Origin of the sequence: Spongiibacter sp. UBA1325 (assembly GCF_002306875.1) — a bacterium.
Lineage (GTDB): Bacteria > Pseudomonadota > Gammaproteobacteria > Pseudomonadales > Spongiibacteraceae > Spongiibacter > Spongiibacter marinus.
This window is the reverse complement of the sequence record NZ_DBTD01000003.1, coordinates 171,283-185,953: the sequence shown is the minus strand read 5'-3', so window position 1 is coordinate 185,953 and position 14,671 is coordinate 171,283. Positions and strand designations below refer to the sequence as shown.

Annotated in this window: 12 protein-coding genes; 5 read left to right on the top strand and 7 right to left on the bottom strand. The window is 54.6% G+C overall.

Features of this window, described 5'->3' with window-relative positions; translation table 11 throughout:
* Positions 1–2 precede the first annotated feature (2 nt).
* Together B3K78_RS02275 and B3K78_RS02270 are read right to left on the bottom strand one after the other, a co-directional pair.
* Positions 3–1,343: a Na(+)-translocating NADH-quinone reductase subunit A gene (locus B3K78_RS02275; protein WP_286694157.1), complete on the bottom strand. Its 1,341-nt coding sequence runs from the start codon at positions 1,341–1,343 to the stop codon at positions 3–5.
* 224 nt (positions 1,344–1,567) lie between these two features.
* A complete protein-coding gene (locus B3K78_RS02270) occupies positions 1,568–3,034 on the bottom strand; it encodes a glyceraldehyde-3-phosphate dehydrogenase (RefSeq protein ID WP_027872597.1) in 1,467 nt (488 codons plus the stop codon).
* Between the two features lie 202 nt (positions 3,035–3,236).
* On the opposite strand from B3K78_RS02270, the gene mfd reads away from it, so the two are divergent.
* On the top strand, positions 3,237–6,674 hold the full coding sequence (gene mfd, locus B3K78_RS02265; RefSeq protein ID WP_286694156.1) for a transcription-repair coupling factor: 3,438 nt from the start codon (positions 3,237–3,239) through the stop codon (positions 6,672–6,674).
* A 37-nt stretch (positions 6,675–6,711) separates the two neighbouring features.
* Positions 6,712–7,485: a CsiV family protein gene (locus B3K78_RS02260; RefSeq protein ID WP_286694155.1), complete on the top strand. Its 774-nt coding sequence runs from the start codon at positions 6,712–6,714 to the stop codon at positions 7,483–7,485.
* Here the strand turns inward: B3K78_RS02260 and B3K78_RS02255 are convergent.
* Together B3K78_RS02255 and B3K78_RS02250 are read right to left on the bottom strand one after the other, a co-directional pair.
* On the bottom strand, positions 7,453–8,139 hold the full coding sequence (locus tag B3K78_RS02255) for an S-methyl-5'-thioinosine phosphorylase (protein WP_286694154.1): 687 nt from the start codon (positions 8,137–8,139) through the stop codon (positions 7,453–7,455). The two genes, B3K78_RS02260 and B3K78_RS02255, sit on opposite strands and share 33 nt — an antisense overlap.
* 52 nt (positions 8,140–8,191) lie before the next feature.
* Positions 8,192–9,319 carry a mechanosensitive ion channel family protein gene (locus B3K78_RS02250; protein WP_286694153.1) on the bottom strand — a complete coding sequence of 376 codons (1,128 nt, stop codon included), beginning with the start codon at positions 9,317–9,319 and terminating at the stop codon, positions 8,192–8,194.
* A gap of 251 nt (positions 9,320–9,570) precedes the next feature.
* Between B3K78_RS02250 and B3K78_RS02245 the strand changes: the two genes are divergently transcribed.
* The 3 genes from B3K78_RS02245 (at position 9,571) to B3K78_RS02235 (ending at position 11,080) form a co-directional block, all read left to right on the top strand.
* Positions 9,571–9,891 (top strand): DUF6763 family protein, encoded by a 321-nt coding sequence (locus B3K78_RS02245; protein ID WP_286694152.1) that lies wholly within the window; start codon positions 9,571–9,573, stop codon positions 9,889–9,891.
* A 170-nt stretch (positions 9,892–10,061) separates the two neighbouring features.
* Entirely contained in the window at positions 10,062–10,664 is a 603-nt protein-coding gene (gene lexA / locus B3K78_RS02240) for a transcriptional repressor LexA (RefSeq protein WP_027872603.1), read from the top strand.
* Positions 10,665–10,666: 2 nt separating this feature from the next.
* Positions 10,667–11,080 (top strand): ImuA family protein, encoded by a 414-nt coding sequence (locus tag B3K78_RS02235; RefSeq protein WP_286694151.1) that lies wholly within the window; start codon positions 10,667–10,669, stop codon positions 11,078–11,080.
* 57 nt (positions 11,081–11,137) lie between these two features.
* On the opposite strand, the gene B3K78_RS02230 is transcribed toward B3K78_RS02235, so the two are convergent.
* The 3 genes from B3K78_RS02230 to topA all read right to left on the bottom strand — a co-directional run bounded on the left by B3K78_RS02230 (position 11,138) and on the right by topA (position 14,661).
* Positions 11,138–11,407: a hypothetical protein gene (locus tag B3K78_RS02230; protein ID WP_204995494.1), complete on the bottom strand. Its 270-nt coding sequence runs from the start codon at positions 11,405–11,407 to the stop codon at positions 11,138–11,140.
* Between the two features lie 96 nt (positions 11,408–11,503).
* Positions 11,504–11,983, bottom strand: coding sequence for a DUF6586 family protein (locus B3K78_RS02225; protein WP_286694150.1), 480 nt, complete (start codon positions 11,981–11,983; stop codon positions 11,504–11,506).
* Between the two features lie 5 nt (positions 11,984–11,988).
* Complete coding sequence (topA, locus tag B3K78_RS02220) at positions 11,989–14,661, bottom strand: type I DNA topoisomerase (RefSeq protein ID WP_286694149.1); 2,673 nt, start codon at positions 14,659–14,661, stop codon at positions 11,989–11,991.
* Positions 14,662–14,671 lie beyond the last annotated feature (10 nt).

The window sequence follows — 14,671 nt, the reverse complement described above, 5'->3', positions numbered from 1 at the left end:
ATTTAACCCTCCTTCTCAATACGGCTGAGATTGTCACGGAGAATCGGGCCGTATTCATATTTGCCAGGGCAAACGTAGGTACACAGCGCCAAATCTTCTTCGTCCAGTTCGAGGCAGCCCAAATCTTGCGCCATCTGTGTGTCCCCTACGATGAGGGCACGCAACAACTGGGTAGGCAAAATATCTAGGGGCATAACCCGCTCGTAAGCACCGACCGGCACCATAGCGCGCTCGCTACCATTGGTATTGGTGGTGTATGGCAGACGCTTCTTCAGGAATTGGCTGAGGTAAATACGCAGAGTCGAGTGCTTGTTTGCACCGGGCGATAGCCAACCCATGAAATCGCGCTGCACACCTTCAAGAAGGACACTCACCTGATTGTGGTAGCGGCCGAGATACGCCATTGCGCCGCGCGCGGTTCTACCACCGAGTACGGAACCAGAAATCAATCGGTTTTCGCCCGCTTTCAATTGACCGGCACAAAGCTCTTCCAAGCTCGCACCCAGACGTGTTCTGAGCAGTCGCGGTTGTTCAACTTGCGGGCCGCCCAGTGCGACGACGCGATCCGCTTGCAATTTACCCGTGGTAAACAAGCGTCCGAAGGCAATCACATCCTGATAACCAACGTGCCACAGCTGCTTGCTGAGGCTAGCGCCTTCCAGGAAGTGCATATGCGTGCCCACCAAACCTGCCGGATGCGCACCGGCAAATTCGCTGACCTGCACCTGACTGTTATTGATGCTCGGCGCTTGGCTACCGGCGGCGACACAAAGATGAACTTTGCCAGTGGTGAGCTTGCTCAGCACTTCAAGGCCGTTAGCAAAGTCCTGCTCTGCTTCTGCGATCACTAATTGTGGATCGCCAGACAGTGGCTGAGTATCGATTGCCGTAACAAAAATCGCAGCTGGCGAGGCATCTAACGCAGGCACCTTACTGAATGGCCGCGTGCGCAGTGCTGTCCAAAGCCCTGACTGCTGCAAGTTTTCAGCAACCTGGTCTCTGCTCAGCCCGCTTAGCTGCTCGGCAGAATAGCTGGCGAACGCTTCGTAGTCGTCATCTTCAACATCGATAACGACCGACTGCAGCACACGCTTTTCGCCGCGGTTGATGGCCGACACCACACCGGTAGCCGGCGCGGTGTAACGTACACCTTCAGTTTTTTTGTCGGTAAAAAGAAGTTGGCCGGTTTTTACACGGTCCCCTACTTTCACCGCCATTGTTGGCTTCATACCAACATAGTCGAACCCGAGTACAGCCACCGAGCGGACTTTGGGTCCTGGCTCAATACGCTGCTCGGGTGCGCCGGATATGGGCAAATCCAGGCCCCTGGAGATTTTGATCATAAGGCTCTCTGACACTCTTATGGTTAAACGCGAAAATAAAAATTCTGCGATTCCGAGCAGATGCTGGCCCGGGAGGCGGGGTGAGCACGGTCACCCAGCTCAAAAAATTGCCGCAAGTATATAGACTCACGGCATAGTCTGTCACGACGAAACTGGCGATACCGGCCAGAACCGCTATGCAAAAAGGCCAGCGTCGCTAAGTGCGCTGCTGGCCGTATCGTTGCTTACTCGGCTGGATATACCGCGTAGGAAACCCCTGCCATTTGCTCCAAAATACGGTGCACCTGGCAGCTGTAGCCAAACTCGTTGTCGTACCAGCAGTACAAAATCGCGCTCTTGCCGTTCACGATGGTGGCTTCGCTGTCAAAAATACAGGCGTGGCGAGATCCGACAAAATCACTGGATACCACTTCGGGTGAGTTTGAGTAGTCGATCTGCTTACGCAGCGGCGAGTGCAGCGCCACTTTGCGCATGTACTCGTTCAACTCATCGGCAGTCGTTTCCGTTTTAAGGTTCAGCTTCAAAATAGCCAGCGACACATTCGGGGTCGGCACACGAATCGCGTTACCGGTCAGCTTGCCGAGCATTTGCGGCAACACTTTACCAACGGCTTTCGCTGCGCCCGTTTCAGAGATAACCATGTTCAGCGGTGCACTACGGCCGCGACGATCACCCTTGTGATAGTTGTCGATCAAGTTCTGGTCATTGGTGTACGAGTGAACCGTCTCAACGTGACCATTTTCAATACCAAAGCGGTCATCCAGCACTTTAAGTGGTGGCGCGATAGCATTGGTTGTACAGCTGGCAGCAGAAATAATGGTGTCGCTGTCGAGAATTTCTGCATTGTTAACGCCGGCAACGATATTCTTCATATCGCCTTTGCCAGGCGCCGTTAGGATCACTTTGGCGATGCCGGGGCGCGCCAGGTGTGTCGCCAAGCCTTCGGGGTCACGCCATTTACCGGTGTTATCGACCAGAATTGCATCGTTAATACCGTATTGGGTGTAATCCACTTCTTCAGGAGAGTTGGCGTAAATGACTTTGACTTCCACGCCATTGGCCACGAAAGATTGACGCTCTTCATCAACGCGGATGGTGCCATTAAAGGGGCCGTGCACTGAATCGCGGCGCAGCAATGAGGCACGCTTAACCAGATCGTTTTCAGCACCGCCCTGGCGAACAACAACCGCGCGCAGACGCAGGTTGTCACCGCCGCCCGCTTTCTCTACCAAGAGACGGGCCATCAGGCGACCGATGCGACCAAAACCGTAGAGAACGACATCGCGAGGTGGGCGCGCAGGCTCTTTGACGCCACCGATCAGGTCGGCAACCTGGCTGCGAACGAATTCGTCGACACTCTGACCTGCTGGCTTGCCTTGCTCTTCATAGGCAACAGCAATACGGCCGGCATCAATGTGCGCTGTGCCCAAATCCAAACCAGCAAGTGCTTGAATAACGGGGAAGGTTTCAAATTCAGACAACTCGTTTTGTTCAACCTGACGAACAAAGCGATGCGCCTGCATAATATCCAGAACCGAGAGGTTGACCAGATTCTTTCCGTAGATATAGGTTTTGACGTTATTGCTGCGGTAGAGCTTACCAATCAGAGGGATCATTCCCTCGGCTAATGCTTCGCGCTCTTTCCAGTCGGCGAAGTAATCATCAGGACGCTCTCGTCTTCTCTCAGTCACGGCAGATACCCTTTGCTGTCGGGGGGAAAATTCAGGAGCGCGTATTATCTTTATTCACGCCATCCAGATCAACCTCCACAACTGTCAACTGCTACCAATGTCGGTACTAATCCTGGCAAATTTGCCGTGATCGTCGGGGTTATGACTGCAAGCGCCGACGCGGTACAATGCCCGCCCCTGTCCACCGACGAATATAAGCACAGTGATACAACTTCCCAATACGCTCTCTCTTAGCCACCGTCAAAGCCTTGATCTCGGTAGTGTTACCCCCGCCAGCCAGGCATTTGTCACCGCAGAACTCGCTTCGCGTATTGAGCAGCCCCTGCTGTTGATCACCCCGGATACCGCAAGTGCTTACCGCCTCGAACAAGAGCTGCATTTTTTCGCCGCTGGCTTGCCCGTCAAGCTGCTCCCCGACTGGGAAACTCTGCCCTACGACACCTTCTCCCCGCACGAGGATATTATTTCCGAGCGACTGCGCTGCCTGACTGAAATTCGTCAGATGACCCGCGGCGTCGTTGTGGTGCCAATCACGTCGCTCATGCAACGCATCGCCCCACCGGAATACCTGGGCAGTCACAGCCTGTCGCTGAAGCGTGGTCAAGCCGTCGACTTAAATGCCTTCCGGCTGGAATTAGAAAATGGCGGTTATAACAACGTCACTACCGTCTTTCAGCACGGCGAATACGCGCTGCGCGGCGCCGTGTTGGATATTTTCCCCATGGGTAGCGACCTGCCCTACCGCCTGGACTTTCTCGATGAAGATATCGACAGCCTGCGCAGCTTCGACCCGGAAACGCAGCGCAGCCTGGAACAGGTTGAGGCAATCGACCTGCTCCCGGGGCGGGAATTCCCGCTGGATGACGACGGCATTGCCGGATTTCGCCGGCGCTGGCACGAGCGCTTCAACGTCGACCACCGCAAATGCCCGGTTTATCAGGATGTGAGTAGCGGTATTGCCCCGGCGGGCGTTGAGTACTACTTACCGTTATTTTTTGAACGCTGCGGCACCCTGTTCGACTATTTACCGGACAATGTCACGCTGCTGCGCTGCGACGGCATAGAAGCCGCCGCGGACCACTACTGGCAGGACATTCACCAACGCTACGAGCAACGCAACGGCGATACCCAGCGCCCCGTGTTAAGCCCCGCGGAGTTATTCCTGCCGGTGCCAGACCTGTTTGCCAGCATCAAACACTACCCCCGTCTGCGCCTGGGCCGAGACGGCGTCAGCAACCCTGAATACAACCTTGCCGCTGAATCCCTACCCGTCCTCGACATCGACAGCCGCGCCGACGACCCCGTGGCGGCGCTGCGCGCATTCAGCGAAAACCGGCGGATATTACTGTGTGCAGAATCGGCGGGGCGGCGCGAGGCACTCGTAGAGCTGCTACAGCGCCACCATCTGCGCCCCATCCTGATCGACAGCTGGCAGGCCTTTGAAAGCGCCGACTGCGATTTGGCGATTACTACCGCCGCCCTACAGGAGAGTTTCGCGTTCAGCGCGCCGACGGCTTTCGCGGTTGTCGCCGAGCCGCAGTTGTTTGGTCGCCGGGTCTCACAGAGCCGACGGCGGCGCAAAAACACCAGCAACAATGCCGAAGCGGTGGTCCGCAACCTTGCAGAATTGCGCATCGGCGCACCCGTTGTCCACGCCGATCACGGGGTGGGCCGCTACCTCGGCCTACACAGCATCGATGTAGACGGGCAAAGCAATGAATTCCTGACTCTGGAATACGCCGACAATGCCAAGCTGTACGTGCCAGTGTCATCACTGCAACTGATAAGCCGCTACAGCGGTGCCGACGAAGAGCTGGCTCCTTTACACAAACTTGGTAGTGACCAGTGGAGTCGCAGCAAACGCAAAGCCGCTGAAAAAATTCGCGACGTTGCAGCAGAGCTGCTCGATATTTATGCCCGGCGCGAGGCACGACAGGGCCGCGCCTTTTCATTGAGCGGCGACTATCAGCAATTTGCGGATGACTTCCCCTTCGAAGAAACGCCAGATCAACAGCTGGCGATCGATGCGGTACTGGGCGATTTGCGCTCCGAGCAACCGATGGACCGACTGGTATGTGGCGATGTGGGCTTTGGCAAAACCGAGGTCGCGGTTCGCGCCGCATTTGTTGCCGTGGAAAACAACACCCAGGTCGCAATCCTGGTGCCTACCACCCTGCTTGCCCAGCAGCACTACGAGTCCTTCCGCGATCGCTTTGCAGACTGGCCTGTCAAAATTGAAGTGCTGTCGCGCTTTCGCTCAGCAGCCGAGCAAAAGCAAGTAATCAGCGACCTGCAAGCCGGCAAGATCGATATTCTTATCGGCACCCATAAGCTTCTCAGCAGTGATATTCGCTACGCCAATCTCGGCCTGGTCATCATTGATGAAGAGCACCGCTTCGGTGTTCGTCAAAAAGAGGCCCTCAAAAATTTGCGCGCCGAAGTCGACGTGCTGACGCTGACCGCCACACCGATCCCTCGAACGTTGAATTTGTCAATGTCCGGCATTCGCGATTTATCCATCATTGCCACCCCACCAGCGCGGCGTTTATCGGTAAAAACCTTTGTTCGCGAGCGTGACGACGCGCTGATCAAAGAGGCGATACTGCGAGAGATTCTGCGTGGCGGTCAGGTTTACTACCTGCACAATGAAGTCAAAACCATTGAAAAAGCCGCGCGCGAACTCGAGGCGATGCTACCGGAAATACGTGTCGGTATTGGTCATGGACAAATGCGCGAGCGCGAGCTTGAACAAGTAATGAGCGACTTCTACCACAAGCGCCACAATGTCCTGCTGTGCTCGACCATTATTGAAACAGGTATCGATGTCCCGAATGCCAACACGATAATCATTGAACGCGCCGATAAATTCGGACTGGCGCAACTCCACCAACTGCGAGGCCGGGTCGGACGCTCTCACCACCAGGCCTATGCCTATCTGCTAACGCCTCCGGCCAAGCAGCTCAGCCGCGACGCCGAGAAGCGCCTGACCGCCATTAGCGAGGCCGACGACCTCGGCGCTGGCTTTACCCTTGCGACGCACGACATGGAGATACGCGGCGCCGGCGAGTTGCTCGGCGAAGGCCAGAGCGGCCAAATACACTCCATCGGCTTTAGCCTTTACATGGAAATGCTCGACCGCGCCGTAAAAGCCATTCAAGCCGGGAAAACGGTGAACCTCGAAGACAGCCAAGCTGACCACACTGAGGTAAACCTGCGCATTCCTGCACTGATCCCGGACGATTATTTGCCCGATGTGCAAGAACGCTTAATGCTCTACAAGCGCATTGCCAGTGCTACTAGCGACAACGCGCTGCGCGAGCTACAGGTGGAAATGATCGACCGCTTTGGCCTGCTCCCCGAGGCTTGTAAAAATCTGTTCCGCTGTGCCCAGCTCCGCCTCAAAGCAGAAGCACTGGGTATACGCAAAATCGAGGCATCAGCGGGAGGGGGTCGCCTGGAATTTGCCGAAGACACGCAGGTGGATCCAATGGCTATTGTTCAATTGGTGCAGAAAAATGCTCTGCGCTACCAACTTGATGGCGCTAACGCTATGCGCTTCAAAGAAGAGGTAGAAAGCCCCGAACAGCGTATTAGTGCCGTTGACGACTTGCTAGCAGCACTGACACCCAGTACAAAGTAAACGTCGATGACGGCGCTTAACAACAAGAGACCAGGATATGCCCCGCTTTCAACTCGCTACGTTCTTTTTACTTGCTGTCGCAATTGCCGCGCCACTGCAGGCTGAGCCCGACAACCGTTACCAAATCGATATTGTGGTCTACGCCAATACCGATCCCGCAGCGAACAATGCCGAGGCATGGCCAGACAATCTGCACCTGCGTTACCCGCGAGATTGGCAAAGCTTGAAAGACACAGGCCGCGGGCACTTGCAACGCACAGAGCAGCACCACCCACAATTCGCCAAAGCCCTACGCTCTCTGCAGCTGTCGTCGCGCTACCGTATTCTTACTCAGCAAAGTTGGATTCAAGACCTGCAACCACGCAGCAAAGCACCAGCTATCCTCATTCGCGGCGGGCGGGAAGTCGGCGAGCACTTCGAGCTTGAGGGCTATATTCGCATTGCCTTGGAGCGCTACCTATATGCGCAACCCATGCTTTGGCTTTCTCAGTTCGGTGAACGCGGCGGTAATTACTACCTGCCCCGCCATCCCTACCGACCCGCACCGGAAAACGAGGACGGCTTTGTCGATGAGGCGTTTGAAAATAGTCCAGAGTACGCCGAATTTTTAAAACAGAATCCCCAGCTGGCAGATGCTGAGCCCGCAATCCCTGCGGGGGCGGAGCCGGTAGAGCGCATCGTGGTAATGAAGCAGGAGCGCCGCATGCGCAGCGAAGAGCTACACTACATCGACCACCCCTTGTTTGGCTTACTGGTTATGATCAGCAAGCCTCAGGAATTACCCGTGGCTGGCGATAGCGTGGGAGAGTAACGACTTTACCTGCAACATTCCGGTATCAATAACGGCCTGAATATCTTCCATCGTAATGAGCGTATCGCTCAGGCCGGCACCTGGATTCACCACCAGGCACACGGAGGCGTAATCCAGACCGGCCTCCCGAGCGAGTGCCGCTTCCGGCATTGCGGTCATACCCACCATATCGTTGCCATCGCGCGCCAAGCGGCGTATCTCTGCAGCCGTCTCCAAACGCGGTCCCTGAGTTACCGCGTAGGTGCCGTAGGGCTCAATATCAATATCCGCCTCTTGGGCAGCGGCGCATAATCGTAGCCGCAGCTCTTCACAGTAGGGGTAACTGAAGTCCACATGCTCAACTTTGCCATCACGACCATCGTAGAAGGTATGTTCGCGTCCCCAGGTGTAGTCATTGATTTGCTCAGGCAATGCGATAACACCGGCAACAAAGCGCTCACTGATTCCCCCTACCGCATTCACTGCGATCACTTCCCCTGCGCCAACAGCCTTCAAGGCGTGAATGTTCGCGCGGTAGTTAATAGCATGTGGCGGCAGCGAATGCCCCACACCGTGCCGGGGCAAAAACAGAAACTCCGCCCCCTGATACTCCATATGCTGAACAGGTGCACTGGGCTCACCGTAGGGCGTTGACACCGTTTCACTGCTCAACATGTGAGCTCCCGGCCAATCACACAGCCCTGTACCGCCGATAACTGCAATGGGTCTACGCATTTTTTTCGTCTCCGGCCGCTCCGCTTTGGCGAGCAGCATTTTCGATCTGTAAGGGGTCCATTTTCACCGTGGTGGTGGGGAACGCCACATCAGCACCATGCTCATGGATAATCTCTAAGACCTTTAACAAAACATCTTGCTTAATTTCGTGGTACTTCACCCACTGGGTTGTCTTGGTGAAGGTATAAATAAAGAAATCCAAGGACGACGCGTTGAACTTATTGAAGTTCACAATCAGCGTTTTTCTGAGATCAATCTCGGGGTGCGCTTCCAGCATGGTTTTTACGCCGCTGATAATGCCGGGTAACTTGCTCGCATCTTCATACCTTACGCCCACCGTTTCATAGATACGCCGGTTCAGCATGCGCGATGGGTTCTCGACGGCGATCTGCGTAAACGTGGCATTGGGCACATACAGTGGTCGCTGGTCAAAGGTGCGAATTCGGGTCTGCCGCCAACCAATATTTTCTACCGTGCCCTCTATCTCTTTATCGGGGGAGCGCACCCAGTCGCCCACAGAAAATGGACGGTCTAAATACACCATCAGGCCACCAAAAAAATTCGCCAACAAATCCTTTGCGGCAAAGCCTACCGCTATCCCGCCAATGCCGCCGAAGGCCAGCACACCAGAAATGCTGTAGCCAAGGTTCTGAAGGATCATCAACACCACAACAATGATGACCGCGCTTCGCACCAGTTTGCCCAGCGCCATCACCGTTGTTTGGTCGATCGGCTCGTCGCTATCGCTGTATTCTCTGGAGAGCAGGCCCGCTTCGATTTCGTGAACCAGCTTCACGAGAAACCAACCCAAAATCGCCATCACCGCAACGGCTCTGAACGGTTGCAGCGCGGTAAAAATGTCGGCGTCAGTGCTACCGGCGATAATCTCTAATACGTGACTGGCGCCGACCACCCATATCAACAATACCAGCGGACGACGCGCAGCGAGCAAAACGGCGTCATCCCACAGGTTATGCGTGCGTTTAAAACGCTCGCCCAGAACATTCAGCAAGCGGCCTGCCAGTAAGTTCGCCGTCAGAACAATAAGAACAACGATGAACACTTCCGTGAGCCAAGGGTAGCTAGAAAACTCTATACCTTTAATCCAATCCATCGACATCAAACGCTGCCCTCTACTTATACAGATTGCTTGTTAACCCCGAGCCACTTATTCATTAGCGTGCTAAAAAACGGGGTGAAAAAAAGAAAATCAGTTTAACTTAGCCGGGCATCTTACTGAAAGTGCGAAGATTTAAACTTGAAGCCCATAACAACGACACAAAGCCACACCCGGGCTCTCGGATAAATCCCTACTGGACAGCCCGATGGGACATGATAGCTTGGAGATACGTACTTTAGGAGGTGAACGCTATGGCATCATTAAATGCGTTGATAGGCTGCTGGTACAAAGACCTGGAAACCGGTCAGCAGTTCGAAGTTGTGGCTACAGATGAAGGCCTGGACACAATAGAAGTGCAATTAATTGACGGAGAAATCTGCGAGTACGATTTGGACAGTTGGAGGCAGCTAAAGCTCACCGGTATTGAAGAGCCAGAGGACTGGCGAAATGCGTTCGAGCTCAGCGATGACGACTACCGCCATTGGGATGATGGCATCATACCGGAGCAGATCGGCAACCCGCTACACGAAATCGAGAGCGATGTTGTCAACGGCATCCTCGATGAATTCTAGCCACTGAAACACTGAATTTTCCGCGCTCCCCCTCCTGCCTGCCTTCGGGTGGGCTTCTTTTTATTTACCCTCCCACTTTCAGCCAACATCAAAATTACCGATCGCGGCTTGCACAGAACAAAATACTGTATATACTCACAGTTACTGTATAGATAAACAGATGCCAGAACATGGAAAAATTAACCGCCAGACAAGCGCAAGTACTCGAGCTGATAAAGAGCCATATCGACGATACCGGCTACCCACCGACCCGTGCAGACATTGCCAGAGAACTCGGGTTTCGCTCACCTAACGCTGCCGAAGAGCACCTCAAGGCTCTGGCCAGAAAAGGCGCGATCGAAATTATACCCGGCGCCTCAAGAGGTATTCGCCTTCCCGAAGACCTCGGCATTCCCATTGTTGGCCAGGTTGCTGCAGGTAGCCCCATCCTGGCTCAGGAGCACATTGAAGACCATTGCGCGATTTCGCCAAACCTGTTTTCTCCCTCGGCCGACTACTTCCTTCGCGTGCGCGGCGACAGTATGATCAATGCCGGAATATTTGAAGATGATCTATTGGCTGTACACCGCTGCCAGGTGGCTCAGAACGGACAAATCATCGTCGCGCGAATTGGTGATGAGGTCACTGTAAAGCGCTTGCAACACCAAAAGAACAAACACCAATTGCTATTAATCGCCGAAAACCCCGACTACGCCCCCATTGAAGTTGACCTGCGAGAACAGGACTTCGCCATTGAGGGCTTGAGTGTGGGTGTACTGAGACGCGGGAGTTAAGCATGGCACTGATCGAGCAAACATCATTGTTCTCAAACGCTCAGCAGCACAACACTGCTACGCGCATTACCGATATCATGTTGAGCAGCCAGGCGCACCTGTCACGCACGCTGCTGGCCGCCATGCTAATGCAGCTAAGCGGACAAACTGAAGAGCGTTGGTTGTGCTGGGTTGCAGACAGACCTCTCAAACCATTACTCGATGCCTGCGGCAAAGATCGCGGCCAGCGAATATTACAGGTTGTGTCGAACGGCGGCAGCCTCTGCAATATTGCGGCACGAGCGCTGGAGCGCGGGAAAAGTCACACCGTGGCGGTTTTGACGAACACTCCCCTCAGCACAGAACAACGCTGCGCTCTAGAGCGAGCAGCGCTGGCTGGCGACGCCGAGTGCCTGGTGATACAGCTTCAAAATTAACAGCCAAGAGGGACCCAGCAGCCACGATACATAAGGGGTAAAGAGGTGCTCTATGCCCTAGTGGAGGGTCTTTGATGGGGGGTGAATATCGTCCTGATCGTCGTCTTGTGCTTCAGCGGCGTCGTCACTAAGCTCTTCGCTCACAACCTGCGCAGCTTCTAGACCAGCCTGCACCATTGCACGGGCGATCTCTAAACATGAGCCTGGAATTTGCTCTCTGGCCTCACTTGAGAACCGGATCATCACCAATGGCTTTTCGTCGCCTTCGGAACGCTGAAGCACGATATCGCCATTTGCCAATTCAACCAATTCTAAATAAGCCAGCACAGAGTTTCCCTTGTTTGTTATCACCACGCGTTGACGCGTTTGCTAAGTGTAACAAACCCAGCGACCAGTAGGCCAATCTGTCAGTAGACCGACCTATCAATACTCCAGGAGTGTGCTTCGGTGTCTCGCGATCAGCTCGCTGAGGAACTGCAAGCAGCCCTTAGCAAGCTCAATATCGTCCTGATCAGAAACCGTAACGGTGCTTAGCAGCGACGGGTTGTACTGTTTTGCATCACCGGGCTGGCGCACAAAACGGTAGTCCAGCATCCACTTCAACTGATCATCGTGTATTTCGCGATCAGCCAACTCTGCAATTTCCGGAGGGTGCGCGGCCTTCGTCAATACTTGAGCATTCATACGCCCAGTGGGTAAAGTCTGGCTATATAGCGGTTGCTGGATGAGTAAGTCGGCCAAATGGCACTCGTAGGCCAGCCGTAGCTGCCACAACGCAGACTCAACACAAGCTCGCTGATAATGCCCGCTCCACTGTGGCTCGGCGTCCCCTTCACTGTCAGCGAGATACTGCTTAGCGAAGTGTAAATGGAGGTTGCACTGCCCCCGGTAACTCTCTGACATACGCCCTACTTCGCTTTCTTCACTGGCGATTTTTTAGCCGCTTTTTTCTGCTTTACATGCGCCACCCATTTACCGCCTTCATAAAAGGCGGACCAACCACTGGGTTTGCCGTCAACCTCAGACTGCACGTACTGCTCCTTGGTCTTACGGCTGTAGCGAATAACAGTATCTCGCCCCTCGTTGTCTTGCGCTGGCGCAGAAAACAAGAAAGCGTATTTAGGATCGATCTCTGCCTGGTGAGGCAGAATCTCTTTCACCTTGGGTGCCCGGGTTTCACGGTTTTTGGGGAAGCCACTGGCAGCCAGGAACAGTCCGGAGGCACCGTCGCGGAGTACGTAGTGGTCATCGACTTTTTCACACTGCAACTCCGGCATAGGAACCGGGTCCATTTTCGGCGGTGCCGCTTCACCGTTACGCAGTAATTTGCGTGTGTTTTTGCAGCTCTCGCTCGTGCAACCGAAATACTTGCCGAAGCGCCCCGTTTTCAGCTGCATGTCGGCACCACACTTATCACATTCGATAATTGGGCCGTCATAGCCTTTAACCTTAAAGGCGCCCTGCTCAATCTCATAGCCGCTGCAATCGGGGTTGTTGCCACAAATATGCAATTTGCGACTTTCGTCGATCAGGTAACTCTCCATTGCCGTGTTGCACAGCTTGCAACGGTGCATACTACGCAAGACCCGAGACTCTGCCTCTTCGTCTTCCGCATCAATACTAATAAATTCCTCACCGGGAACCAGGTTGATGGTTTGCTTACAACGCTCTTTGGGCGGCAAGGCATAACCCGAGCACCCTAAAAAGACACCGGTGCTGGCCGTGCGGATTTGCATATTACGCCCGCACTTCGGACAGGGAATATCCGTTTCGGTGGGTTGGTTGCTGCGCATCCCATCGTCACTGCCCTCCGCTTTTTCGAGGGTCGCCCTAAAATTACTGTAAAATTCATCCAGCAGCGCCGTCCAGTTTTTGTCGCCAGAAGCAACGCTATCTAAGGACTCTTCCATCCGCGCGGTGAAGCTGTAGTCGAGAAGATTGCTGAAACTCTCGACTAGACGATCGGTGACAATATCGCCCATTTTTTCGGCGTAGAAGCGTCTATTTTCAACTTTTACGTAACCGCGGTCCTGGATCGTCGAAATAATGGACGCATAGGTCGATGGCCTGCCGATGCCGCGCTTTTCAAGCTCTTTTACCAACGCTGCCTCGCTGTAACGCGGCGCAGGCTTGGTAAAGTGTTGGCTGGGATCAACCTCAAGCAACTCAAGATGATCTCCGACTTTTACATCGGGCAGTTCCTGATCGTCGTCTTTTTTGCTCGCAGCCGGCGGCTGAACCTTCATAAACCCATCAAAGCGCATCACACGCCCGCGGGTACGCAGCTCAAACTCCCCCGCTTTGACCGTGATAGACGTGCTGGTGAACTCAGCAGGCACCATTTGGCAGGCAACAAACTGCCGCCAGATCAAGGTGTAAAGACGCTCCGCATCTCGCTCCATGCCGGACAATTGGGTCGGCTCGACATTGACGTCGGAGGGGCGAATCGCCTCGTGAGCCTCCTGAGCACCGTCTTTGCTTGAGTAGCGTTGGGGCTGCTCAGGCAGGTAACGCGCAGAAAAATGCTGCTCAATGTACCCTCGGCAGGCCTCCACAGCGTCATTACTCAAATTGGTCGAGTCAGTACGCATATAGGTGATATAACCCGCCTCGTAGAGGCGCTGCGCCAGCATCATGGTTTTCTTAACGCCAAACCCCAAGCGCGTACTCGCCGCTTGTTGCAGCGTAGACGTAATAAAAGGCGCGCCAGGCTTGCTCCGCGTCGGCTTGTCTTCACGGCCAGCTACTTCAAAGCTTGCGGCTTCAAGTGCGGTCACCGCCGCCATCGCTGACTCTTTGTTATTGGGCCGGAAGTTGTTCGCCCCCTGCTTTTTGACTTCCAGACGCAGCGGCCCTGCCGCAGCGCGATTGTTCGTATGGATTTGCCAGTATTCCTCTGGCACGAAAGCGCGGATTTCCTTCTCGCGCTCGACAATCAGGCGCACGGCCACCGATTGTACTCGGCCTGCACTCAAGCCTCGTGCAATCTTTGCCCACAACAGTGGCGAAACCATATAGCCAACAACGCGATCGAGAAAGCGACGCGCCTGCTGGGCATTAACCCTGTTGATATCGAGCTCGGTGGGAGCGGAAAAGGCTTCTTGAATCGCCTTTTTGGTAATCTCGTTGAAAACGACGCGCTTGTAGCGCGAGTCGTCGCCACCAATCGCCTCGCGCAAATGCCAGGCTATCGCCTCCCCTTCGCGGTCAAGGTCGGTCGCGAGATAGATGGTGTCAGCATCGGCGGCCAGCTTTTTCAGGTCGCTGACGACTTTTTCTTTGCCGGGCAGTATTTCATAGCGCGCCTTCCAGCCTTTCTCCGGGTCAACACCCATTCTCGCCACCAACTGCTCACGCGCCTTTTTCTTTTTGTGGCGCGCTTTCTCTTCCGGCGACATCTTGCGCGTTAGCGCGGCGGCCTTGGCGCGTTCCTTCGGATCTGCCCCGGCCTTGCTGCTGCCGCTAGTGGGTAGGTCCCGGATATGGCCCACACTGGACTTAACAACAAAATCTGACCCCAGATATTTGTTGATCGTCTTAGCTTTGGCCGGCGACTCCACGATTACCAGAGATTTACCCATATTACCCTTA